This is a genomic window from Rahnella sp. 1L-D-7-B-C2 (genome assembly GCF_057290995.1).
This window is the reverse complement of the sequence record NZ_JBXAVQ010000002.1, coordinates 257,675-281,941: the sequence shown is the minus strand read 5'-3', so window position 1 is coordinate 281,941 and position 24,267 is coordinate 257,675. Positions and strand designations below refer to the sequence as shown.

Sequence of the window (24,267 nt, the reverse complement as noted above, 5' to 3'; positions counted from 1 at the left end):
TGGAAAACGATAAATAGCGTAATGTGATCTGCTTCTCGTTTTAACACTAAATTTCCGATTGAAAATAAGATTAGTACGACTTAGAGCGGTTAAACGGTGGGGGCATTTACAATTGAAGTCTCAGGCAGGGGAAAATCCTGCCGGAGTTGAAGATTAAAGCATCAGTGAGAAAGTATGGAAATTAGCCGATTATTGACTCAATGTATCGCCCAGCGTTTGGATCAGACGATTCGACCAGCTAAACAACGCGGCCGTCAGCAAAATATCCAGAGATTGCGTGGCAGTGTAACCCGCGTCAGATAGCCCGTGCAGCAGCCGCGCATCAAAACGCTCCGGAGTACGGGTCAGGGCAATCACGCTTTCCAGCAAGGCCGCTTCTGCGCTGCCGGCCTGTTTCTGCGAAACTGCATCAACCACGTCATCACGATAAGTGGCTTCAAACAGCTGTTCGATTAATTCCGCACGGCCTTCAGCTTCCAGATACAACCGGCCGTGGATCCCCGCGCAGTACAAACACCCATTAAGCTCTGAAGTGGCCACCGCCGCGAGTTCGCGCCACGCGGCTTTCGGGCGCTCACCCGCCTGCATAACGTTGTTAAATACGGCGGAGAATTCGCTCAGTGCATCGGCGTTGTGTACCAGCAAGGTATAGAAAGAAGAAGAGCGGGCGTCCGGTGCAATCAAATCCAGCACATCCTGCTGATGCTGACTGGCACTTTCGGGAGCGACTTCCGGGAGCCGCGAGGACCATTGCAACATCGCCAGAGAATACCCTTTCTGCTCGCAACCTTCCGGAGAAGGGAAGCCCGGCAATACCGCTGCCGCCCGGCCGCGAAGTCCGTTCAAAATTGCCAGTACGCGTGCCTGATAACTCACAAAACCGATCAGCTGAGTAAAGGTCACAATGTCCTGTGTGCTCAGGCCGACGTCATTGAGCTGGCTCAGCATAGGCGCAGTAATTAAGGTCGGCTGGGTTGCGAGTAATCTGGCGAACTGAGTTATATGGGTCTGGCGGATGTTGCTTTCACGGGAGGCGTCAGGACTGGAGAGCGGGGCGAGGCGTGCGGCGTAATGGCTACAAAGTGGCTGTACGCCGCTAACCTGCGCGACGGTCAGCGCGCTGCTCAGCCGGTCATATAGAGATAATGTCTCGGTGCGGGAAACCTTCAAACTGTCGGGAAAAAGCACGTCGTAACAGGCTCGGGAGGCATTAAGTAATCCCTGACGCTCATGGAAAAGCGAACGCAGCGTCGGGTCGAGTTGTGCATCTTGCCCGAGCAGAAAGCGATCCTGTGCCAACGCAGCATGCGGATTTAGCGGCAGATGACCCTGCAGGCTGCATTGAGTTTCGTGATACCAGCCGCTGTGCGCGGCCTTGCGTTGTTGTTCCATGATCGGGTCCTTTGCTTCAAGCCTGATACCTCAGGCAAATTTACAGACCCTATCGTTGCTTATCCTTGTGTCGAGATAAAATAATGTTAAGCGATAAATCATAGCGAAATGGAATAGAAAGCCGTAGAAATAACAGTCGATTCTATTAATGACGACAATTTATACCGTTATTGTCAAAAAAAGCGGCATCAGTTGCCTGATACCGCTTTATTCAGAAACTGCTTATCGCCTGTTCTCAACGACCGTTACCATCGCGCCGCCAGGCATCTGCGGTCAGCGCCTCACCGAAGTGACTGGAAATCAGTCGTTTGGTGAGGTCATGCAACGGTGCAGCCAGCACTTCGGCAGTATTACCGCGCTCAACCACTTCACCTTCATGCATTACCAGTACCTGATCGCTGATATGTTTCATCATGCCGAGGTGTTGTGTCACATAGATGTACGAAATTCCCTGCTTTTCCTGCAACTCGAGCATCATATTAATCACCTGTGAGCGCATCGACATATCCAGCGACGCCAGCGCTTCATCGGCAACAATCACTTTCGGTTGCAGGATTAGCGCGCGGGCGAGGGCGACGCTCTGCTTTTGCCCGGAGGCGAGCATATGCGGATAGTAGTTGGCGTGATCGGGCAACATGCCCACCAGACGTAACGTCTGGTTAATACGCTGCTCACGCTGCTGGGCATCCATTTCACTGTTCAGACGCAACGGGGCTTCCAGCAACTGGCCGATTCGCTGGCGCGGATTGAGCGAGGTGCTCGGATCCTGAAAAATCATGCGGATCTGCTGGCTGCGAAAACGATAGTCGCGAAACGCCAGCGGATGATCGTCAATCAGGATTTCACCGCCGCTGGGTTCCACCATACCTGACAGCATTTTCGCCAGCGTGGATTTTCCTGAACCATTTTCGCCGATGATCGCCAGCGTCTGTTTTTCCCTCAGCGTGAAGCTGACGGGTTTAACCGCTTCAAGATTCATTTTGCGGAACAACCCGGTGCGATAACGGAACGTTTTGCTCAGGTCACGAACTTCGAGCAAGGTTTGAGCCATTATTGTTCCTCCATATTCAGCGGGAAGTGACAGGCATAGGCGTGGGTTTTCGCCAGACGCAGGCTCGGTGTCTCAATACATTTTTTCTGAGCATAAGGGCAGCGTGGCCCAAGACGGCAGCCGATCGGCAAATGTTCCAGCGAAGGGATAGCGCCGGGCAGTGTGTTCAGCCGGCTTTTGTGCGGCATCGAACGGCCGAAATCAGGCATCGCGCGGATTAACGCCTGCGTGTAGGGATGATGGGGAGTCGCCAGCAGATCTTCGCAGGTCGCACTTTCGACCGTCTGCCCGCAGTACAACACGTTGATACGGTTCGCCCATTTGCTCATCATTTGCAGGTCGTGGCTGATCAATAAAATCGTGGTGTTATTGTTCTGATTAAGGCGCGCGAGCAGGCGGAAAATTTGCGCCTGCGTGGTCGGTTCCATGGCGTTGGTAGGCTCATCGGCAATCAGCAGGCGCGGCTGATTGGCCAGCGCAATGGCGATCATCACTTTCTGGCATTCGCCTTCGGTCAGTTCATACGGATAACTGGCCATAATGTCTTTGTGATCTTTAATGCCAACGCGGTGCAGCAGCTCGATGGCACGATATTTGCGCCAGCGGAAACGCTGATACCAGCGACCTTTATAGGTCCAGCCGGGGATCGCCTGACTCAGCTGTCGCCCGATGTTCTCTGAAGGATCCAGACAGGACTGAGGTTCCTGAAAAATCATCGACACGTTCTGGCCGACCAGCTTGCGGCGTTCGCGCGGGGTCAGTTGCAACAGATCGATATCGTCAAAGCGCATCCGGTCAGCGGTAACGCGCCAGTTATCTTTAGTCACGCCGCAGATGGCCTTGGCGATCAGACTTTTTCCCGAACCGGATTCGCCCACCAGCCCGCGAATTTCACCGGCGTTGAGCGTCATGCTGACGCGATCTACCGCTTTAACCGGGCCCTCGGAGGTCATAAATTCGATGGTCAGATTGCGGATGTCAAGTAACGGCATTATTCCACCCCCGCATTGATCGCCCGACGCACACCGTCACCCAGCAGGTTGATCAGCAGTACGCTGATAAGGATCGCGGCGCCCGGCAGCATCACCGTCCACGGCGCGACATACACCAGCTCCAGTGAATCTCCGAGCATGGCGCCCCATTCCGGAGACGGAAGTTGCGCACCCAAATCAAGGAAGCCGAGCGCGGCGATATCCAGAATGGCCATCGACAGCGCGCGGGTAAACTCGGTTGCCAGCACCGCGACAATATTCGGTAACACCGCGTAACGCAGGATTTGCCAGGTCGAGGCACCGTCCAGACGCACGGCGACGACGTATTCTTTTTCCAGCTCGTCGTGTACCGCGCTGTAAATGGTGCGTGAAATGCGTGGCAGCAGCGCCAGCCACACGGCCAGCATCGCGTGCTCGAGTTTTGGGCCCAGAAAAGCCACCACTACAATGGCCAGCAGCAGGGAAGGGATCGATAACAGCGTATCAAGCACGTGATTGAGAATGGCCGATTTTAGCCCGCGCGAAATCCCGGCAAGCACGCCGATAATTACGCCGCACAGCGACGCCGCAAGCGTAATCACCAGCGCACCACCGATGGTCGGCGCCGCGCCGGTCAGTATTCTGCTCAGCAGATCACGGCCCAGATCGTCAGTGCCCAGAAAGAAGCCGACATTCCCGTATCGCGACCACGAAGGCGGTAACAGCTGATACCCTAAAAATTGCTGATCCAGTGCATACGGCGCCAGCAAATGGCCGAAAACACACAGAAACAGCAACCCGATGACGCCGTAGAAACCGATCATCGACAGCGTGTCACGATAGAAAATCCCCCACGTGTGGCGCAGCGGGCTGGGAACCTGTTTTTCGCGGTATACGTTATCGAAGGGCATACCATTCCTTATGTTTCAATGGATTCATCAGTGCGCCCAAAATGTCTGAGAACACGTTAACCACAATCACCAGCGAACCGACCACCATGACGCCCGCAGAGATTGCGGCGTAATCTTGCTGGCGGATGGCGTTAATCAGCCAGCGCCCAATACCAGGCCAGTTGAAGACAACCTCGGTGATCATCGCCAGTGTCAGCATGGTGGAAAATTGCAGCCCGAGTTTCGGAATGATCGGCGGTAGTGCATTGTGCAGCACATGGCGGCGGATAATGGTGAAGCGGGATAAACCGCGCGTCGCGGCCGCTTTCACATAGTTCTTAGCCAGAATTTCGTCGGTTGAAATTCGCATCAGGCGGATCACCTCAGTGGTCGGGGCCACAGCCAGCGCGGCAATCGGTAAAATCATATGGCGGACGGCGCTGACAATCATCTCATGGCGATAGGGAGAATCTGACAGCCAGGCATCAATCAACGTCAGGCCAGTGACGGTTTTCAACTGATAAAGCAAGTCCAGCCGCCCGGAAACTGGCAGCCAGCCAAGCTGGAGCGAGAAGAACAGCATCAGCAACACTGCCAGCCAGAATACCGGAATGGAAAAACCGAGAAGTGCAAGACTGCTGATTGCCACGTCCGGCCACTTACCGCGCATGACTCCCGCCAGAATACCAAGCGGGATACCGACGATTAACGCCAGCGCAAACGCCAGAATGCAAAGTTCCATGGTCGCCGGAAATACGGACTGGAGCTGGTAGGTAATGCTTTCGCCGTTAATACTGGAAACGCCAAAATCCAGCTGGAATAAGCTGGTGAAGTAGAAATGATAAGCATCCCACAGCGACGCACCGCGCAGTGGGGCGTTGGGCGTAAAATAGCTCAGGCTAAACGCCACCAGACCAAGGAAAAACAACGTCACCAGCAGTAAAAGGATTCGACGTAACGTGAAGATGATCATGGTGCCTTCCTTCCTTCATCATCGCGAAACACACCGGCAAACGAGGAATTGCCAAACGGACTCAACACCAGACCTTTTATATCGTAACGATAAGCCTGAAGGCGCAGGGAGGAGGCCAGCGGCAGAACCGGTAACTGTTGCTCAAGAATTTTTTGCGCCTGCTGATAAAACTCAATGCGCTGAGAAAGTTGCTGTGAGAGTAAGCCCTGGCGCAGCAGTTCATCAAATTTCGGGTCACACCAGTGAGCATAGTTGGTCTGCGAATGGATCGCCGCACAACTGAGCATCGGCCGGAAGAAACTGTCAGGATCGTTACTGTCCGTCGACCAGCCGGTAAGCGTCAGGTCGTGGTTCATCTCCATCAGCCTGGCTTCCTGAAAACGGCCTTCGACCGGCACGATCACTACTTTTATGCCGACCTGCGCCAGATCAGCTTGCAAAAGTTCTGCGGTTTTTAGCGGGCTCGGGTTAAACGACTGAGAAGCCGTGGGCACCCACAAATGCAGCGTCAGCTTTTCCTGCCCTAAATCTTTCAGGATTTGCTGTGCTTTTTTCGGATTGTATTCTGTGACCTGCGCGTTACTGTCGTACGCCCAGGAGGCGCGCGGCAAAATAGAAGCGGCAGTTTCAGCGGTGCCGTAATAAATCGACTGCATCAGGCGCTGATTATTAATAGAAAGCGCCACTGCCTGACGGACTCGCGGATCGTTTAGCGGAGCTTTGTTGGTATTAAACGCCAGATATGCCACGTTCATGCCCGGTCGCAGTGAGAGGCGTAAACGAGGGTCTTCGCGCAGAATCGACAACTGACTGGCGGCGGGATAGGCCAGCACGTCGCATTCGCCGGTCAGAAGTTTGGATAACCGTCCTGTCCCGCCGACGCCCATGTCGATCACCACCTGCGCCATGCGAGGTGTGCCTTTCCAATATTGGCCATTGCGTGCCAGACGAACGTACTGACCGGTGCGATATTCGCTCAGCTGGAACGGCCCGGTGCCAACCGGCTGACGGTCGATCTCTTCTTCGTTACCGGCTTTTTGCAGATTCGCCGCATATTCGGCTGAAAGCACGGGTGCGTAGTGCGTCGCCAAATGCCAGAGGAAGGAGGCGTCAGGATTATTCAGCCGAAACTCCACCGTCGAATCATCAAGCTTCTTAATGCTCTTAATGGCTTTCGCAAACTGCAAACTGTCGAAATAGGGATACTCTTCGCCATTGACGGCGTGGTAGTGATTATTCGGATCGATAATGCGCTGGAAGCTGAACACCACGTCGTCGGCATTCATCTTACGCGTCGGTGAGAACCCGCCCGTTTTCTGGAAAGGCACGTCTTTGCGCAAATGGAAACGGTAGGTCGCACCTTCGTCAAGGACTTCCCAGCTTTGGGCCAGTTCCGGGATCAGACGATAGGTATAGGGATCAACGTCCAGCAGGCGGTCGTACAGCTGTGCCGCGAGGGTATCAATGATCAGCCCGCTGCTGGCTTTTTGCGGGTTAAACGTATTGATCATTCCGTTGACGCAATAGACAAAGCCACTCTGGCGAATATCTTTATTCGGTGCACTGACGACCGGCGGGCTGCCGTGCGTTGGGGCGGTCTCAGCAAATACTGCTGTGGACAGGCCGCTCAATAAAAGTATCCACAAAGTTAAACGACGCATAAAGGCTTCAAAGTTAAGGTGCAATGCCCTAAGTGTACCGTACTCTGCGAGGTACCCCAATCCATTGCGCGAAACACCGTGTATTCCTGCGGCACATCGCGCAAAAATTGCCCGGCAGTCGGGCCAGAGGGTAATCAGGGGAGCCCTTAACGACCTCAGGGTTGTTCAAAGAGTAGTCTTATTGTTGATGTGGTAATGAGAAATATTCTCAACAAAGTGCTTTACAGACGATACTGAGAACCATTATCATTCTTTTCACCGAACGAGAGGTGTCCCGCCAGGGGCGTTAATCGCGAGGTACGACATTGCTCACATTGCTTCCAGAATTACTTAGCCAGCTCGGGTGCTGGCTTTTTTTTGCCTGAAATTCAGTCATCTTCCTGCGAATTAACCTGTATCCCATGCTTCTTCAACATTCCGCGTAACTGATGATATGTCACGTTTAGCAAGCCGGCCGCCTTGCGCTGATTGAAACGCGCCTGCCGCAGCGCCTGCTCGATCAGATTTTTTTCCTGACCGGTCACCCATTGTTTTAAATCCAGCGGCAACGCGGGCAGAGCAGATTGCTCTTCGCTCTCAGTCTGTCGCTCAGGTTCATTGCGGCGCGCAAACGGGTTGAGGATAATATTGTCGAGCGGAATTTCGCTGGTACCGTGACGGTACATCGAGCGTTCAACAACGTTTTTTAGCTCGCGGATGTTGCCCGGCCAGCGGTAAGTCATCAGCGTGTCATGAGCGCCATCGGTAAAGCCGGGAAATAAAGGCAACGAAAGCTCGCGGCACATCTGTATGGCGAAGTGTTCGGCCAGCAACATGATGTCCTGCTGGCGTTCTCTCAGCGGCGGCAGTTGCACTACGTCAAAGGCCAGGCGGTCGAGCAGGTCAGCGCGGAATTTTCCCGCCTCCGCCAGCGCCGGTAAATCATCATTGGTCGCGCACACCAGCCGCACATCGACCTGCAACGGCTGGCTGCCGCCGACGCGCTCCAGATGTCCGTACTCAATCACCCGCAGCAGTTTTTCCTGCACCAGCATCGGCGCCGTCGCCAGCTCATCAAGGAACAGCGTGCCACCGTCCGCGCGCTCAAAGCGCCCGAGATGGCGTTTCTGCGCCCCGGTAAATGCACCGGCTTCGTGGCCGAACAGTTCGGAATCCAGCAGATTTTCATTGAGTGCAGCACAGTTAAGGGAGATGAACGGCCCCTGCCAGCGCGGTGACAGATAATGCAAACGATGCGCGATCAGCTCCTTGCCGCTGCCGCGCTCGCCGGTCACCAGCACCGGCTTATTGAGCTTCGCCAGCTGCGAAACCTGTTCCAGTACCTCTATAAAGGCATTGGCTTCGCCGAGTAAATTGTCTGTATTATCAGTCATCAGGCTTTCCTTGTGTGGTGAATTACACTAACACTTGGTGAAAATAGTCATCTCGAAAAATAAGCATAGCAGAGTAGAAAATAAAAAATTCAATTTATTCATGAAGATAATGATTGGAAAAAGTTGGCACGGATCCTGATATAGGTTTACTGCGGCAAGTCATCAATGACGGCTGCTTTAACCGGTAACAGATTGGCCGGACACCTTAAAACCGGCTGAGGCCGGATGCCAACAGAATCAAAGAGGAATTTCGATTATGGGTATTTTTTCTCGCTTCGCTGACATCATTAACGCCAACATCAACACGCTGTTGGATAAAGCAGAAGATCCACAAAAACTGGTTCGTCTGATGATTCAGGAAATGGAAGACACGCTGGTGGAGTTGCGTTCAACCTCTGCCCGTGCGCTGGCAGAAAAGAAACAGCTGATCCGCCGCATCGATCAGGGCGAGTCTCAGCAGAACGAATGGCAGGACAAAGCCGAACTGGCGCTGCGTAAAGATAAAGACGATCTGGCGCGTGCGGCGCTTATCGAAAAACAGAAACTGTCCGATCTGGTCGCGGTGTTGAAAAATGAAGTGACCGTGGTGGAAGAAACGCTGGATCGCATGAAATCGGAAATCGGCGAGTTGGAAAGCAAACTGACCGAAACCCGTGCCCGTCAACAGGCGCTGACCTTGCGTCATCAGGCTGCGTCTTCTTCCCGTGACGTTCGCCGCCAGCTCGACAGCGGTAAGATTGATGAAGCGATGGCGCGTTTCGAGCAATTTGAGCGTCGTATCGATCACATGGAAGCGGAAGCGGAAACCGTGGGTATCGGCAAAAAGAAATCGCTGGATCAGCAGTTCGCCGATCTGAAAGCCGATGATGAAATCAGTGCGCAGATTGCGGCTCTGAAAGCGAAAATGAACGTCAGTAAAGACGCGTAATCGCTAACGATAGCCGTCGATGGACCTGCCTGCGGGCAGGTTCACATTGCAGGACAAACGCCTTCACCGGCACTAAAAAGACTCATAAGGAGAGACAATGAGCTTCCTGTTTTTAGCCATTCCGCTGACCATTTTCGTTTTATTCGTGGCGCCTGTCTGGTTGTGGCTTCACTACAGCAATCGCCAGCAAAATGGCACTCAGCTTAGTCAGCATGAGATGCAAAATCTCTCCAGCCTGACGCAAGATGCGCAGCGTATGCGCGAACGTATTCAGGCGCTGGAAGAAATTCTGGATTCTGAACATCCGGGCTGGAGGCAATCATAATGGCGAGCCGAATGTCTGAACGAAAACTCTACCGCGTGCCGGAAGAGGGCGTGGTTAAAGGCGTACTTGCCGGGCTGGCACACTATCTGGGTGTTCCGGTAAAACTGCTACGGATCATGGCGGTGCTGTCGATTTTCTTCGGCCTGTTTATGTTCACCGTGGTGGCGTACATCATTCTCAGCTATGTGCTGGATCCGGTGCCCGCCAGCGAATATGAAGGTGAAACTGCGCCTTCGCCGCGCAACCTGCTGGAAGAAGCCGACCGCGAGCTGAAAGCCAGCGAGCAGCGGTTACGCCAGGTGGAGCGTTATGTTACCTCGGAAACCTTTGGCGTACGCAGCCGTTTCCGTCAGCTCTAAAAAAGCTTCTGGCCGCCGGACGTCGCGCCGGTTGCCAATTTCCTTTCCACGTCCCGCTTAAGGAATCTTTATGACCCGTTATCTGAATTCCTCGCTGCCGGGTAAAAGCAGCCTGCTGTCGAAGATCTTCAGCGTGATTGTGACGCTGGCGCTGACGTTTGGTCCTGCCGGGCTGGCAGCCCGCGTGCTGGGCGTGGTAGCAAAAGGACCCGTTCGTTACGTTTTAGCACTATTATTAGAACCGTTATTCAAACGAATTTTGACCGCGCTGTTTGGGCGCTACGCCAGGGAGAGCAATGAAAAGACTACAAAACAACTTTAATTCACTGATCAATCGCGGCATGGACAGGCATCTGCGGCTGGCCGTCACCGGGTTGAGCCGCAGCGGAAAAACCGCTTTTATTACCGCCTTCGTTAACCAGCTTTTACATATGCACAGCGGCGCGCGTTTGCCGCTGTTTTCGGCTGTCCGCGAAGAGCGTCTGCTCGGTGTAAAGCGCGTGCCCCAGCGCGATCTGGGCGTTTCGCGGTTTACTTATGATGAAGGTCTGGCGTCGCTGTTCGGCACGCCGCCTGCGTGGCCGACGCCCACCCGCGGCGTCAGCGAAATCCGTCTCGCACTGCGCTATCGCTCCAACGACTCCCTGCTTCGCCACTTCAAAGATACTTCCACGTTATATCTGGAGATTGTTGATTATCCTGGCGAATGGCTGCTGGATTTACCTATGCTGGAGCAAAACTATCTCGACTGGTCACGCCAGATGGCGGGGCTGTTACAGGGCGATCGCGCCGAATGGGCGAAACCCTGGCTGACCCTGTGTGAGCAATGTGATCCGCTGGCACCGGCCGATGAAAATCTGCTGGGCGCGATTGCGCAGGCCTACACCGATTATCTGGTGCGCTGCAAAACCGAAGGACTGCACTTTATCCAGCCGGGGCGGTTCGTTCTGCCGGGCGATCTGGCCGGTGCACCTGCGTTACAGTTCTTCCCGTGGCCGGAAATGCATCAGTACACCGATGCCCAGCTGGCGCAGGCAGATAAAAACAGCAACCTCGGCATGCTGCGCGCGCGGTTTGACTATTACTGCCAGACCATCGTGAAAGGGTTCTACAAAGAGCATTTCGTTCGATTTGACCGGCAGATTGTGCTGGTGGATTGCCTCCAGCCGCTCAACAGCGGGCCGCAGGCGTTTAACGATATGCGTCTGGCGCTGACCCAGCTGATGCAGAGTTTTCATTACGGCAAGCGCACGCTGTTCCGCCGCCTGTTTAATCCGTGCATCGATAAACTGATGTTTGCCGCCACTAAAGCCGACCACATTACCGGCGATCAGCACGCTAATCTGGTGTCACTGTTGCAGCAGCTGGTGCAGGAAGCGTGGCAGAACGCCGCGTTCGAAGGCATCAGCATGGACTGCGCCGGGCTTGCCTCGGTACAGGCAACCGAAACCGGGCTGGTGGAATATCAGGGGCAAAGTCTGCCCGCGCTGAAAGGCCACCGGCTGGCTGATGGCGCACCGCTGACCGTCTTTCCCGGCGAAGTCCCGGCGCGTCTGCCGGGTCATGCGTTCTGGCAGCAACAGGGGTTCCATTTTGACGAGTTCCGTCCGCGCGAGATGAGCGTGGACCAGCCGTTGCCGCACATTCGTCTGGACGCGGTGATGGAGTTTTTATTGGGAGATAAAATGCGATGAGCGCACCTTTAAAACCGCGTATCGATTTTGAAACGGAATTAAAAGCGCCGGTTGAACCGGCTCTCCGCCCCGCGCAGGCGTTCGACGAGATCATTTCCGAGCGGTTTATCCCTGTTTCCGCTGAGACTGATGAACAACAGGAAGAGGGCGAAGCCGAAGCGGTGCTCAGCCGTGCGCTGAAACCGCGCCGCAGCCTGTGGAGCAAAATGGTGCGTCTGGGTGTGGCGGTGCTGGGTATCAGCGTCGTGGCGCAGGGCGTGCAATGGGTGCATCAGGCGTGGATCCAGCAGGACTGGGTAGCGCTCGGTGCCTGCACGGCGGGCGGTCTTATCGTGTTCGCCGGTGTCGGCTCCATTGTCACTGAATGGCGGCGCTTATACCGTCTGCGCCAGCGCGCTGACGAGCGTGATATGGCCCGTGATTTAATGCACAGCCACGGATTAGGGCAGGGACGGGCGTTTTGCGAAAAATTGGCAGCACAGGCCGGTCTGGATAACAGCCATCCGGCGCTGCAACGCTGGCAGGCCTCGCTACATGAAACGCAGAACGACCGCGAAGTAGTTGAGCTCTATGCCCGTTTAGTGCAGCCGGTGCTGGATGCGCAGGCGCGGCGCGAAATCAGCCATTCAGCGGCGGAATCTGCGCTGATGATCGCCGTCAGCCCGCTGGCGCTGGTGGATATGGCGTTTATCGCCTGGCGTAACCTGCGACTGGTCAACCGCATTGCAGTGCTGTACGGCATTGAACTCGGTTACTTCAGCCGCATCCGCCTGTTCCGGTTAGTGCTGCTGAATATGGCCTTCGCCGGTGCGTCCGAGCTGGTGCGTGAGGTGGGGATGGACTGGATGTCGCAGGATCTGGCCGCGCGCCTTTCCGCCCGTGCCGCTCAGGGCATCGGTGCCGGTTTGCTCACCGCCCGTCTGGGTATCAAAACCATGGAACTTTGCCGCCCGCTGCCGTGGCTGGAAGGCGATAAACCGAAGCTGGGTGATTTCCGCAAAGAGCTGATAGGAAAATTGAAAAACAGCATGGTAAAAAGCGATAAGACGAAATCGGGTGTCTGATATTCGATCACTTATCAATCACCATAAAAAAGCCCCCGCCGAAGCGGGGGCCTGTCTTACTCTGGTTCACCTGTGAAGCATGAAAACTAGGTGGTCAGATAGTTCTGTGCTTTAGCAAGACCGTCGGAAATTTGTGAATACGCCTTGTTCACCGCATTACTGGTGTCACTTACCGCGTCCTGACCAAAGTTTGACAGGCGGTCAGCCACTTTATTCACATCTTCCGACCAGCCCGCACCATTAACCATTTCGATATCACGTTCTGTTAATTGTTTCATCTTAGGTCATCCTCTTATCTGTTAAAGCCAGTCCCCAAAGCTTTCTAATCACCAAAGCATCGGGGGGATGAAAACATTGAGTAATGCTATGGAGATAATTTTTACGCAATGTCTTCACAGGGATTAAGCCTAGAGTACCATGATAAGAATTTGACTAGGAATAATCTCCTATGTGGAATTTTAATTGTAGCCAATTGTTTTATAAGTTATTTAATTTTAATTCATTAATTTCTTAATAAAGATTTGGGTAAAAAATCAGCGCCAAAATATATCTCAGTGCCATCCGCAATAACGATCTTTTAATTCCTCTGCGCGATTATCTTCCGTTGTAAATATCTTCTTTGCCTGTTTCAGAGTATTCGCGGTGGCAGCCAAAATATTGACTGCTATCTTTCACAGATCCTATTTTCAGAGATCTGCATTATGTTCATAAAAACGGTGTTCATCCGGGGGCGTAAATATGCTCTTTCGTAAAGAGGTGAATGAACATCAGCAAAGCCACTGGGCGGGGAAAGCGCTTTTACTCGCCGGCTGGCCTTTATGGATCGTCACCACGCTGACCGCCATTTTTATCTTCGCACTCCTGATTTTCCTCATCTTCGCCAACTACACGCGGCGCATTAACGTCAGCGGTGAAATCATCACACAGCCGCACAGCATTAACCTGTTCAGCCCGGAGCAGGGCGTGGTGACAGAGCTGTTTGTCGATACCGGCAAACCGGTAAAAAAAGGCCAGCCGCTGTATGAGATTGATGTCAGCCGGGTGACGCAGGCGGGGAATGTCAGCACCACCACGCTTGCGGCGATCAAAAAGCAGCGCGAGCAGATAGACGCCATCATCGTGCAGCTTCAGCACAATAAGCAGGAAACGCTGGAAAACCTGCAACAGCAGTTGGATCAGTACCAGAAAGCGCATGAGGTCTCGCAAAGCATGGTGGATTCCGCGCAGGAAGGCCTGAACGCGATGAAAAAAAGTATGCAGAACTACGGCGCGTATCAGAAGAAAGGGCTGATCAATACCGATCAGCTGAACAACCAGCGTTACCTGTTTTATCAGCAACAAACCTCGTTCCAGAGCCTGAACACGCAGGCGATTCAGGAAGCGTTGCAGATAACGAATCTGCGCAGCGAACTGGTGACCCGCGCCGCCGATTTTGACAATCAGATCTCGCAGTATGGCTATCAGCGCAACGATCTCGAACGCCAGTTGGCGCAGGCGGATGCCAAAGGCTCGCTGCTGATAACAGCCCCGACCTCCGGCAAAATTTCCTCGCTAAGCGTCACGCCGGGGCAGATGGTCAACGCCGGTGACAGTCTCGCGCAGCTGGTGCCCGAGAAAAACTCCCCGTTCTTTCTGGTGGCGTGGCTGCCGAATGAAAGCGTGCCTTACGTTAAAGCCGGTGAGCACATCAACATCCGCTACGAAGCCTATCCGTTTGAAAAGTATGGCCAGTTTCCCGGCAAGGTAGAATCGATCTCTTCCGCGCCGGTGTCTGAACAGGAGCTGAATTCTTACGCCAGCGCGCCAAGAACCGCCAACGGCACGGTCAGCGGGCCGTATTACAAAGTGATTGTGTCGCTGGATAAAAAAGCCATGAACTGGCACGGCGAAACGCTGAATTTATCCAGCGGAATGAAAGCGCAATCGACCCTCTTTCTGGAGAAAAGACCGCTATATCAGTGGATGCTCTCTCCGTATTACAGCATGAAGAAAAGCGTGGTGGGGCCAATCAATGAATCTCGATAACGTTCGCGAACTGGCTGACCGCCTGCATTTCAGCTGGCGGCACCGCGTGCCGCAAATTATTCAGACCGAGGCCGCCGAATGCGGGCTGGCCTGCCTGGCGATGGTGTGTGGCTATCACGGCAAACATGTGGATTTACAAACGCTGCGCCAGCGCTACGGTATTTCCTCACGCGGTGCGACGCTGCGCACACTGATGGACATCGCCACTGCCAATGAGCTGAAATCCCGCGCACTCAAGCTGGATATCGATGAACTGAACGCGCTGAAAACGCCCTGCATTTTGCACTGGGATCTCAACCATTTCGTGGTACTGGTCGGTGTGAAACAGGGCAAAGTCATTATTCACGATCCGGCGTTTGGCCGCCGCTCTCTTGGCCTGCGCGAAGTGTCCGAACATTTTACCGGCGTGGCGCTTGAGCTGTGGCCGGACAGCGGCTTCACTTCTGAAAAGCCGCGCGTCCGGCTCGATCTGCGCAAAATGATGGGCAACGTCAGCGGCCTTATTCCTGCGCTTGCCAAGATTTTCTGTCTGTCGCTGATGATTGAATCCGTCAATCTGCTGCTGCCGGTCGGGATGCAGCTGGTGATGGACCACGTGATCCCGGCGAAAGACCCGGATTTACTGACGCTCATTTGTCTCGGCCTGCTGTTCTTCATCATTTTCCGCACCGGCGTCAGTATGCTGCGCGCCTGTACGTCGCTGGTCATGAGCACGCTTATCGACGTTCAGTGGAAAGCGCGGCTGTTCGACCATCTGCTAAAACTGCCGCTCGATTACTTCGAAAAACGCAAACTCGGCGATATCCAGTCGCGTTTCACTTCGCTCGATACGTTACGCACCACGCTGACCACCAACGTGGTCAACAGCATTATCGACGGCATTATGTCGGTGGGGCTTATCGTGATGATGGTGTTGTACGGCGGCTGGTTGATTTGGGTGATTCTAGGCTGCACGGCGGTGTATGTGATTTTCCGTCTGACGACTTACAACGCGTATCGTCAGGTTTCGGAAGAGCAAATCGTCAAAGGGGCACGCGCCGGTTCGCACTTTATGGAAACGCTTTACGGCATCAGCACGCTGAAAGCGCTGGGGTTATCCAAAGCGCGCGCCAACTTCTGGCTAAATCTGAATATTGATAACGCCAATGCGACGGTGCGTAAAACCAAATTTGAAATGATGTTTACCGGCGGGAATACGCTGATCGCCACGCTCGATCAGGTCGCGTTGCTGTGGCTGGGTGCCACCCAGGTGATCGACGGGCATATGACGCTGGGGATGTTCGTCGCATTCAACACCTATCGCGGGCAGTTCTCGGAACGTGCAGCTAATCTGCTGAACATGATGTTGCAGCTGAAAATGCTGTCGCTGCACCGTGACCGTATTGCCGATATCGCGCTGACCGACACCGAGAAATCATTGCCGGAACGTGAGCTGCTGCGGGCGGGCGAAGCGGCGTCGCTCGACGTTCGTGATTTGGTGTTCCAGTACGACAGCCTGACCGCGCCGCTGATCAACGGCCTGAACCTGTCGGTGGCCGCGGGAGAAAGTGTGGCGATCACCGGCCCATCGGGGCAGGGCAAAACCACGCTGATGAAAATCATGACCGGTTTGCTCTCACCCACTGAAGGCCGGATCCTGATTAATGGCATGGATATCACCACCGCCGGGCTTAACAACTACCGCAGCTGTATCGCCTGTGTGTTACAGGATGATACGTTGTTCGCCGGGTCGATTGCCGAGAACATCGCCAGCTTTGACGAGCAAAAGGATGAAGAACGCATCGTTGACTGCGCCCGGCGCTGCAACATTCATGAGGATATTGAACGGATGCCGATGGGTTATGAAACGCTGATCAGCGAACTGGGCGGCAGCCTCTCCGGCGGCCAGAAACAACGGGTGCTGATTGCCCGTGCGCTCTACCGACGCCCGGCAATTCTGTTCCTCGACGAAGCCACCAGCCATCTGGATCTGGACAACGAAGCGCGGATTAATCAGGCGATCAGCGAGCTTGATATCACACGCATTTTTATCGCCCACCGGCCTTCAACCATTGCTTCTGCGGATCGTGAGATCAAACTTGGATAAACGTTTCCTCGGGCGATCCCAGCTAGGGGATCGCCTGCCTAAAAATGCGGCCTACGTTACATCTCCTCACGGAAAGTTCATCATTTGTTTAAAAGTTATTATAAAATACGGGCTTCATCGTCTGACGGCGCTGCATCGCCTCCTGCCGTCTGAACTGTCTGCGCTCCTGTTTCTAAAAAATTTCAGCGCAACAGATTAATTTTAGGAGTTTTCATGTCGAATCAGTTCCCGAGCTCACGCCTTCGCCGCCTGAGACAGTCCGAATCCATGCGCAGCCTTTTTCAGGAAACTGAATTCAGCGTTAACGATCTGGTACTGCCGATTTTCGTAGAAGAAGAGACCTCTGAATACGTACCCATCGAAGCCATGCCCGGTGTGCTTCGTATTCCCGAATCCCGTCTGGCATTTGAAATCGAACGCTATGCCCGCGCCGGTATCCGCTCAGTCATGACCTTTGGTATTTCGCATCACATGGATGCCACCGGCAGCGACACCTGGAACGAAAACGGTCTGGTCGCCCGCATGGCGCGTATCTGCAAAGACACTGTTCCGGAAATGATCGTGATGTCCGACACCTGCTTCTGTGAATATACCTCGCACGGCCACTGCGGCGTATTGCACGATCACGGCGTAGACAACGACGCCACGCTGAAAAACCTCGGCAGACAGGCCGTGGTTGCCGCTGCCGCCGGTGCTGATTTTATCGCACCTTCCGCCGCACAGGACGGTCAGGTGCAGGCCATCCGCAGCGCGCTGGACGAAGCCGGTTTCATCGACACCTCGATCATGGCGTACTCCACCAAATTCGCGTCATCGCTCTACGGACCTTTCCGTGAAGCGGGTGGCAGCGTGCTGAAAGGCAACCGCAAGCAGTACCAGATGAACCCGATGAACCGCCGCGAAGCGGTGCGCGAGTCCTTGCTCGATGAGCAGGAAGGCGCCGATGCGCTGATGGTTAAACCGGCGGGCGCTTATCTGGATATCATCCGCGACATCCGCGAAGCCTCACGTCTGCCACTGGCGGCGTATCAGGTCAGCGGTGAATACGCGATGATAAAATTCGGCGCACAGGCCGGTGCTATCGATGAGCGCGCCGTGGTGCGTGAAAGCCTCGGCGCAATCAAGCGTGCGGGCGCAGACATTATTCTGACCTACTTCGCGATGGATATTGCCGAGCAGGGCGTCTGATTCCTGCCAGCACTGGAAAGTTAAACCGGGCTTTTGCCCGGTTTTTTTATGTTTGAGCGGTGTAGCTACCCGCAAGCGGTTCGCGTTGTAACTTAGACCGATGCCCCGGCGGTTCGGCTTTCGCCATTGTCGTGAGTACGGCGGCTGATCCGTACATCGTAAAGACTACGGCAGAAACTAATGGGAGGCTGCGAGCCCATATCGATAATGTGCTTGGAGAGGAAAGCTATTTCAAAGCCCTCGCCGCTCATGAGCAGTTCAAGGGCGATGTAGCCACAGAACCGATTCATCGGTCAAGCGAACCAATGTGTGTGGTTGTCAGGGATGTAAGGTATAAGCAGGCATGTATAAAACCACAATGCACGGTTCAGAGGGAGTCAATATTGCTCTGGTGATAACTATTTATACATTAATTTAATTTAATAGTGCAGAGCGCACCTTATAATTTATTAGTAACACAGTTAAATAAGAAAGAATAAATCACGTGTTTTTCCCGATGCTGCTAAAACATAGCGTGCTCACTATATGCAATTTATTAATAACCCTTTAATTTTAATAAATGATAAGCAATATCACTTTACCCTGATAAATGATTTTCATATGATTTAAATCAAATACTTCATGTAAATAACCCCAGATAGAATCATGGCAATAATTTATCATATTCATGACAGCAATATGTTGTCTTCTCATCTTTGGTAGGGATTAAAAATGAAAGTATTGCCAAAAGTCGTAAAAGGTTCGGCTAACGAACTTTCGAATAAAAGCATCACACCCATTGTTGCAAGTATTGTTGCCGGAGTTTTAGCAGGTGTTAGTATGCCAGCGATTGCATCCACTAGCAGTGGAACGAATGTCCCTTTGAATCAGTCTCAAGCCACGGTTAATCATACCCCACAGCAGACCAATACAGCTATTATTATGGCTAAACCATCGCTTGATGGGCTGGTATTTGCAGCTCATTACAGCCACTCAAGCCATTCCAGCCATTCCAGTCACTACTCATGCACACCAGGTTCGACGTGCTAATAATCAAGGCCAGCTGTTAAGCTGGCCAATTCAAAAGGCAATGATGATGGAGAATGTCGTACAAGGTGTTAATGCATTGGGTGAGTTTTTTATGCTATCGCTGGGGAAGGTAATTTACAGCCGTGAAGCGATAATGAAAACGTGTTATGCATTTACTGATCATTATTATGTTCACGTTGTAAAAGTGGCGGATGAAACTACAGGTATCTATTTTTATAATAAAAATGGAGATAGCAACGAACAGGATATTAGTGCAGGGGTAAAAAAATTCCTAAACTCACTTAACGAAAATCAGATGCGACAGATAATTTATCAGGAAACCTCTGTTTTACATCAGGAAATCGTAAGGAAAGCTTTTTCTCCAGCAATCATGCTTATTGATGCAGAATGTCAGGATGCGTCTCTTAATATTCTTACCTCTGCTGTGTGATTTCCATGAAAATAAAATTAGATCACGGGTTTTATACCCTGGCTGCCCTATCTGATATGGCCCAACAATTCTCTGACTTTATGAGCGTTGAATATGTGGTTGGAGAAGAAATGTTTCTTACGATGCGTGTTAAGGAAGAAAACCAAGCAGAAAGCGCACTTATCATCCATACATTCCTCAATAATATCCTCGAGTTAAGCATACAGGATATCATGAAAAATGAGCGTTAAAATCCAGTTACCTTCAAAATTTACCCGCGATACATATCAACTCCTTCCTTTTCGTTTTAGCTTACTCGAAAGTGGACGCTATTTCCTTTCGACGGATTATGGCGAATGGATGTGTCTTGAGCAGGAACAACTTATTGCGCTGACCAAAAAAGAGAAAATTGAAAATGAAGCGATTTGGTATGAGTTGAAGGCCAAGCACATGGTGAGTGAGTGTGCAGATGCTAACCAAATTGCACTACTGGCTTCACGATACAGAACGAAAAAAGCTTTTCTCGAGAATTTCTCTCAGTTGCATATCTTTGTTCTTACAATACGTTGTAATAATTCCTGTGTTTACTGCCAGGCTTCGCGTAAAAGCTGCCAATCTGATCAGGCTCGTTATGACATGAGCCCGGCTGTGATGGAAAAAAGCATCGAACTCTTTTTATCGATGCCCTCGGATAAGCTAACACTGGAGTTTCAGGGAGGTGAGTCAACACTTAATATGCCGCTTATCAGGCAAGCTGTTGCACTGGTGAATGCAAAGAATAGACACAAGGATATTCAGTTTGTGGTTTGCACAAACCTGTGTGACCTGAATGATGACGATCTTTCTTTTCTCATTGAACATCAATTCTCAATCAGTACTTCACTGGATGGCCCGCAGGAATTGCATGACAAAAATCGCAGATATGGAAATACAGGTGCCTGGAGCGCATTAGTCGCAACTCTTGATAAGATCAAACGGCGTAATGCCTTCGACAGGGTAAGCGCCCTTATGACAACGACCCGTCAAAGTCTGGAAATGCCGCAAGAGATCATTGATGAGTACGTCAAACATGGATTTCGTAGCATATTTATTCGCGAGCTTAATCCCTATGGTTTTGCCCATAAATATTTCCACAAAATTGGCTACAGCACTGAGCAATTTTTGGACTTTTACGAGAAGTGCCTCGATTACATTATACTTCTAAATCAACAGGGAATCGGGTTTCGTGAATCTTATGCAAGCCTGATCATGAAAAAGCTTATGACCCCGTGGGCAACGGGATTCGTTGATCTTCAGTCGCCCTGCGGCTCTGGTTTTGGCGTAACGTTATATAACTATGACGGAAATATTTACCCAAGTGACGAAAGTCGAATGATGGCGGAAATGGGCGATCAGCACTTTAAAATGGGAAATATCTTTGAGAGCACTCGTGAAGATCTTTTCTTTGGTGATGTGATGCAAGAACTGGCGGCCGCGGGCGTGAACGATTGCTTGCCGGTTTGTTCTGACTGTGCATTAGCCCCTTATTGTGGTGCCGACCCGATCCGCCGATATCAGGTGACAGGTTCAGTGTATGGGCATCCGGGTAAAGATGACTTCTGTTTAAAAAACAGAGGCATTATCACTATGGTGATTAAAAGATTCACAGAAGGTGACGAAAAAACCCGCCGTCTGTTGATGCAGTGGGGAATGAAATGAACACGTTGTATGCTGAAGATACACTTTTTCTTTCTATGCAGGCAGAAAGCATTCTGCATTTAAGTACACCGTTGTTTGGCAAAGTTATGACCGATACGCATGCAGATCTGGCGGGTACGATTCTCTACCTGTCATCGCATACGCAAGAACCTCTGCCACCCTTACACCATGTTTGCGCAATAATTTGTACTAACAAGGATCCTCGGTTTGAGATCATTAAATTGCAGGATGCGGTTCCGATAATTGTTGTCGCTTCGGATGTAGTATTCAGTCAGGGCGATGTTATCACTATCAGTGAACGCGGACGTATTCACCGCAATTTCCGTGCCCGATCTCAAAACAATGCATTCCTGGTGACAGAATCATGCAATAACCTCTGCATCATGTGTCCGCAGCCACCGAAACCGCAATCGATGGGGAGTCATGAGTCTATTGAGCAAAGGATCCTGCAAACACTTGAACTTATTGATAATGAAAATTTTCCTGCCACATTTTGCATTACGGGTGGGGAACCGACCATGCTTAAGGAAGGATTACTTCGTATTGTTGAGGGAATTTCGGTCAGGTCACCGCAGACATTAATCCATTTACTGACTAATGGCCGTTATTTGTCTAATGAGCACTACACTGCCCGTCTGGCTCAAGCCGGAGGACATCAATTACTTGCAGGAATACCACTATTTGGCCATGTCTCAGACATACATGACTACGTAGTTCAGTGCGAGGGGGCTTTTGAGCAAACGATGGCTGGCCTGCTGAATTGTTATAAACACGGTATCAACATCGAACTGCGTGTTGTTTTGACCAAAGTAACAGTAACGTATCTGAAGGCACTTGCCGAATTCATTTGCCGTAATCTTTTCTTTGTGAAACATGTTGCACTGATGGGAATGGAGAATATGGGTTTAGCGAAGCTTAATCGCGACACGGTATTTATCGATCCTTGGGAATATAAAGATGAACTCTCTGCAGCAATTGAAGTTTTTGAATTGTACGGTATCGATGTAAGAATTTTTAATTTGCCTCTTTGTGTCGTGAATCCAGATACTCGCCCATATTGTAAACAAAGTATCAGTGATTTTAAGAATAGCTGGGATACAGCCTGTGACAGTTGTGTTAAGCGTGAAAGTTGCTGTGGCTTCTTTAATTCTTCAACTGAGAAATTTTGGCTTTCCAGACATATCAAACCCTTTGTTGCTGTTTAAAAAAGAATTGCGCTGGTCGTGTCATTTTTCAAATTAGGGAATAAGCTTGGGAGTGCCTCCCCAGCAAACAAACATGGTCAGCGCCCCTCAACTATCCACCGCAGTTCTGGCTCATGTCATCGCGCGTGGGTTTTTCGAGGGTGAAAAACTGCTGCGCGCGCTGTCCCTGACTATGATCGCAACGGCTGCAGCACCTTCAATCCTTATGGTCATCCTGACTGCGAAGGCGTGTGCAGCACACCTCCAGAATTTCATCAGCCAGAGCAGAATTATCCGGGCAAGCACGGGATAGCACCAGGGCGCCGACAAGATGAGCAATGGTATTTATCAGGTCAGCGCGTGTTCCATTGTCATTTCCCAAAACTGCCAGCTGACGTTCAATTCCCGCTGCAAATGTCGCTTTGATTGACTCAGACTGACGGGCTGTATCGGTGCCCAGTGCCGACATGACACACCCTTTTCCCCTATCATCGCGATGTTGTCGGGAGAGGTAGTATTGAATAAATTTTTCCCGGTTCACTCCTGCCGTACTTTCTGCGGATCGTGTAAAACCGCAGCTCATCGCCTCTGACAACAGGTCAGCCTTAGAGCCAAAGTGCTTGTAGAACCCCCCGTGTGTCAAGCCTGCAGCTGACATCAGTTCCGCGACGCCCACGCCATCGTAACCGCGCTCACGAAAAAGTTCTGAGGCCGTTTCAACAATGCGCATCCGGTTTTCCCGAACCTGCTCTTTTGACACTTTCATGTTTTTCAATCCTCTCAAAATATAGGGCCAAGTATACATTGATGATGGTCATAATCAAAAGAATTGACTTTAATGATTATGATCATCATCATTAAGTCGAGGCTACAACCACCATCTGCCAAAGAGGATAAACATGACGAATCGACCACTATTTAAACCCTATGATCTTGGGACAATAACGCTTTCCAACCATATCGTGATGGCACCGCTGACGCGTAACCGTGCCGGAGCAGGTCTGGTTCCCGGCGAACTGGCGGCGACCTATTATGCCCAGCGCGCCACCGCAGGATTGCTGATTACCCAAGACACGCAGAACACTGCGAATTTTGTTTACACACTAATAAAGAAGATCATCTTATGACTAAAGCTTCAGTTCTCATTACAGGCGCATCCACGGGTATTGGTGCTGTTTACGCGGAACGGTTTGCCCGCCGGGGCCACGATCTGGTTCTGGTCGCACGTGACAAAGCAAAGTTAGAAACACTTGCCGATCGTCTGCGACAGGAAAATGGTATTTCTGTCGATGTTCTGCCTGCTGACCTTACGCAATCGGCGGATGTAGAGACGGTCGAAGCTCGCCTGCGTGAAGACGCGCAAATCGGCATTCTTATCAATAATGCGGGTATTGCGCAGTCGGGCAGTTTTACCGAGCAGACGCCTGATTCAATAGAAAGCCTTATCGCGCTCAACGTCACTGCGCTGACGAGACTTGCCAGTGCCGTGGCACCACGCTTTGTGCAAGCGGGGGAGGGATCGATCGTTAACATCAGTTCCATCGTCGGACTCGCCCCGGAATTTGCCATGTCGGTTTACGGCGCAACCAAAGCCTTTGTCCTTTTCCTGTCTCAGGGAATGAATGTCGAGCTGTCTTCTAAGGGCATTTATATCCAGGCGGTGCTTCCTGCCGGCACTTATACGGAGATCTGGGACCGTGCGGGTATCGATATCAGTAACTCGGCAAAATTCATGGAAGTGGGCGAGTTAGTGGATGCAGCGCTGGTGGGCTTTGATCGCCGTGAACTCGTCACCATCCCGCCTTTACATAATGCAGCCCGCTGGGACACCCTCGATGCGACGCGTCAGGCTCTGCTTTCCGACATCAAACAAGATGAAGCCGCAGAGCGATATAAAGCAATTTAGTCAACGAGTTGCACTGTGCAGAACGGTCTTGCGGCTGTTCTGCACAGAGGTAAATCCGACA

24 protein-coding genes and 1 pseudogene are annotated in these 24,267 nt (G+C 51.9%); 16 read left to right on the top strand and 9 right to left on the bottom strand.

Features of this window, described 5'->3' with window-relative positions:
- Positions 1–189 precede the first annotated feature (189 nt).
- The 7 genes from AC0Z7K_RS04910 to pspF form a co-directional block, all read right to left on the bottom strand.
- Positions 190–1,392 (bottom strand): CMD domain-containing protein, encoded by a 1,203-nt coding sequence (locus AC0Z7K_RS04910; RefSeq protein ID WP_485613125.1) that lies wholly within the window; start codon positions 1,390–1,392, stop codon positions 190–192.
- Positions 1,393–1,627: 235 nt separating this feature from the next.
- Positions 1,628–2,443 (bottom strand): putrescine export ABC transporter ATP-binding protein SapF, encoded by an 816-nt coding sequence (gene sapF, locus AC0Z7K_RS04905; RefSeq protein ID WP_413529798.1) that lies wholly within the window; start codon positions 2,441–2,443, stop codon positions 1,628–1,630.
- Positions 2,443–3,435, bottom strand: a complete 993-nt coding sequence (gene sapD, locus AC0Z7K_RS04900; RefSeq protein ID WP_485613123.1) for a putrescine export ABC transporter ATP-binding protein SapD — start codon at positions 3,433–3,435, stop codon at positions 2,443–2,445. Before sapD ends, sapF begins: the two co-directional genes overlap by 1 nt.
- Positions 3,435–4,325, bottom strand: coding sequence for a putrescine export ABC transporter permease SapC (sapC, locus tag AC0Z7K_RS04895; protein WP_112168510.1), 891 nt, complete (start codon positions 4,323–4,325; stop codon positions 3,435–3,437). Before sapC ends, sapD begins: the two co-directional genes overlap by 1 nt.
- A complete protein-coding gene (gene sapB / locus AC0Z7K_RS04890) occupies positions 4,312–5,277 on the bottom strand; it encodes a putrescine export ABC transporter permease SapB (protein WP_485613122.1) in 966 nt (321 codons plus the stop codon). The genes sapC and sapB overlap by 14 nt, the downstream gene beginning before the upstream one ends.
- Positions 5,274–6,938 (bottom strand): ABC transporter substrate-binding protein SapA, encoded by a 1,665-nt coding sequence (gene sapA, locus AC0Z7K_RS04885; protein ID WP_485613120.1) that lies wholly within the window; start codon positions 6,936–6,938, stop codon positions 5,274–5,276. The genes sapB and sapA overlap by 4 nt, the downstream gene beginning before the upstream one ends.
- A gap of 368 nt (positions 6,939–7,306) precedes the next feature.
- On the bottom strand, positions 7,307–8,311 hold the full coding sequence (gene pspF, locus AC0Z7K_RS04880) for a phage shock protein operon transcriptional activator (RefSeq protein ID WP_485613119.1): 1,005 nt from the start codon (positions 8,309–8,311) through the stop codon (positions 7,307–7,309).
- Positions 8,312–8,567: 256 nt separating this feature from the next.
- On the opposite strand from pspF, the gene pspA reads away from it, so the two are divergent.
- From pspA to AC0Z7K_RS04850, 6 genes are all read left to right on the top strand, one after another.
- Positions 8,568–9,239, top strand: coding sequence for a phage shock protein PspA (pspA, locus tag AC0Z7K_RS04875; RefSeq protein ID WP_112168513.1), 672 nt, complete (start codon positions 8,568–8,570; stop codon positions 9,237–9,239).
- A gap of 97 nt (positions 9,240–9,336) precedes the next feature.
- Positions 9,337–9,564, top strand: coding sequence for an envelope stress response membrane protein PspB (pspB, locus tag AC0Z7K_RS04870; RefSeq protein ID WP_056773709.1), 228 nt, complete (start codon positions 9,337–9,339; stop codon positions 9,562–9,564).
- On the top strand, positions 9,564–9,923 hold the full coding sequence (gene pspC, locus AC0Z7K_RS04865; protein WP_112168514.1) for an envelope stress response membrane protein PspC: 360 nt from the start codon (positions 9,564–9,566) through the stop codon (positions 9,921–9,923). Before pspB ends, pspC begins: the two co-directional genes overlap by 1 nt.
- A gap of 70 nt (positions 9,924–9,993) precedes the next feature.
- Positions 9,994–10,245 carry a phage shock protein PspD gene (locus AC0Z7K_RS04860; protein WP_413529728.1) on the top strand — a complete coding sequence of 84 codons (252 nt, stop codon included), beginning with the start codon at positions 9,994–9,996 and terminating at the stop codon, positions 10,243–10,245.
- A complete protein-coding gene (locus tag AC0Z7K_RS04855; protein ID WP_485613116.1) occupies positions 10,220–11,617 on the top strand; it encodes a YcjX family GTP-binding protein in 1,398 nt (465 codons plus the stop codon). Before AC0Z7K_RS04860 ends, AC0Z7K_RS04855 begins: the two co-directional genes overlap by 26 nt.
- Entirely contained in the window at positions 11,614–12,681 is a 1,068-nt protein-coding gene (locus AC0Z7K_RS04850) for a TIGR01620 family protein (RefSeq protein WP_485613115.1), read from the top strand. Before AC0Z7K_RS04855 ends, AC0Z7K_RS04850 begins: the two co-directional genes overlap by 4 nt.
- Positions 12,682–12,767: 86 nt before the next feature.
- Here the strand turns inward: AC0Z7K_RS04850 and AC0Z7K_RS04845 are convergent, their stop codons facing one another.
- Positions 12,768–12,959: a chemotaxis protein gene (locus tag AC0Z7K_RS04845; RefSeq protein ID WP_413529725.1), complete on the bottom strand. Its 192-nt coding sequence runs from the start codon at positions 12,957–12,959 to the stop codon at positions 12,768–12,770.
- 460 nt (positions 12,960–13,419) lie between these two features.
- On the opposite strand from AC0Z7K_RS04845, the gene AC0Z7K_RS04840 reads away from it, so the two are divergent.
- The 8 genes from AC0Z7K_RS04840 to hxsC all read left to right on the top strand — a co-directional run bounded on the left by AC0Z7K_RS04840 (position 13,420) and on the right by hxsC (position 22,321).
- The gene (locus AC0Z7K_RS04840) at positions 13,420–14,706 is read left to right on the top strand and encodes an HlyD family secretion protein (protein ID WP_485613113.1); all 1,287 of its coding nucleotides are present in this window, start codon (positions 13,420–13,422) and stop codon (positions 14,704–14,706) included.
- Complete coding sequence (locus AC0Z7K_RS04835; protein ID WP_485613112.1) at positions 14,693–16,792, top strand: peptidase domain-containing ABC transporter; 2,100 nt, start codon at positions 14,693–14,695, stop codon at positions 16,790–16,792. Before AC0Z7K_RS04840 ends, AC0Z7K_RS04835 begins: the two co-directional genes overlap by 14 nt.
- 213 nt (positions 16,793–17,005) lie before the next feature.
- Positions 17,006–17,980 (top strand): porphobilinogen synthase, encoded by a 975-nt coding sequence (hemB, locus tag AC0Z7K_RS04830; protein WP_112168520.1) that lies wholly within the window; start codon positions 17,006–17,008, stop codon positions 17,978–17,980.
- Positions 17,981–18,691: 711 nt separating this feature from the next.
- Complete coding sequence (locus AC0Z7K_RS04825; protein WP_485613109.1) at positions 18,692–19,009, top strand: hypothetical protein; 318 nt, start codon at positions 18,692–18,694, stop codon at positions 19,007–19,009.
- On the top strand, positions 18,933–19,439 hold the full coding sequence (gene hxsD, locus AC0Z7K_RS04820; protein ID WP_413529721.1) for a His-Xaa-Ser system protein HxsD: 507 nt from the start codon (positions 18,933–18,935) through the stop codon (positions 19,437–19,439). Before AC0Z7K_RS04825 ends, hxsD begins: the two co-directional genes overlap by 77 nt.
- Positions 19,440–19,444: 5 nt before the next feature.
- Positions 19,445–19,669 carry a hypothetical protein gene (locus AC0Z7K_RS04815; RefSeq protein WP_413529720.1) on the top strand — a complete coding sequence of 75 codons (225 nt, stop codon included), beginning with the start codon at positions 19,445–19,447 and terminating at the stop codon, positions 19,667–19,669.
- On the top strand, positions 19,659–21,116 hold the full coding sequence (gene hxsB / locus AC0Z7K_RS04810; protein WP_485613107.1) for a His-Xaa-Ser system radical SAM maturase HxsB: 1,458 nt from the start codon (positions 19,659–19,661) through the stop codon (positions 21,114–21,116). The genes AC0Z7K_RS04815 and hxsB overlap by 11 nt, the downstream gene beginning before the upstream one ends.
- Positions 21,113–22,321 carry a His-Xaa-Ser system radical SAM maturase HxsC gene (hxsC, locus tag AC0Z7K_RS04805; protein ID WP_485613106.1) on the top strand — a complete coding sequence of 403 codons (1,209 nt, stop codon included), beginning with the start codon at positions 21,113–21,115 and terminating at the stop codon, positions 22,319–22,321. The genes hxsB and hxsC overlap by 4 nt, the downstream gene beginning before the upstream one ends.
- A gap of 196 nt (positions 22,322–22,517) precedes the next feature.
- On the opposite strand, the gene AC0Z7K_RS04800 is transcribed toward hxsC, so the two are convergent.
- Complete coding sequence (locus AC0Z7K_RS04800; protein ID WP_413529717.1) at positions 22,518–23,066, bottom strand: TetR/AcrR family transcriptional regulator; 549 nt, start codon at positions 23,064–23,066, stop codon at positions 22,518–22,520.
- Between the two features lie 133 nt (positions 23,067–23,199).
- Here AC0Z7K_RS04800 and AC0Z7K_RS04795 point away from each other — a divergent pair.
- Together AC0Z7K_RS04795 and AC0Z7K_RS04790 are read left to right on the top strand one after the other, a co-directional pair.
- A pseudogene (locus AC0Z7K_RS04795) lies at positions 23,200–23,388 on the top strand (oxidoreductase); the annotation flags it as partial.
- A 35-nt stretch (positions 23,389–23,423) separates the two neighbouring features.
- Entirely contained in the window at positions 23,424–24,206 is a 783-nt protein-coding gene (locus AC0Z7K_RS04790) for an SDR family NAD(P)-dependent oxidoreductase (RefSeq protein ID WP_485613105.1), read from the top strand.
- Positions 24,207–24,267 lie beyond the last annotated feature (61 nt).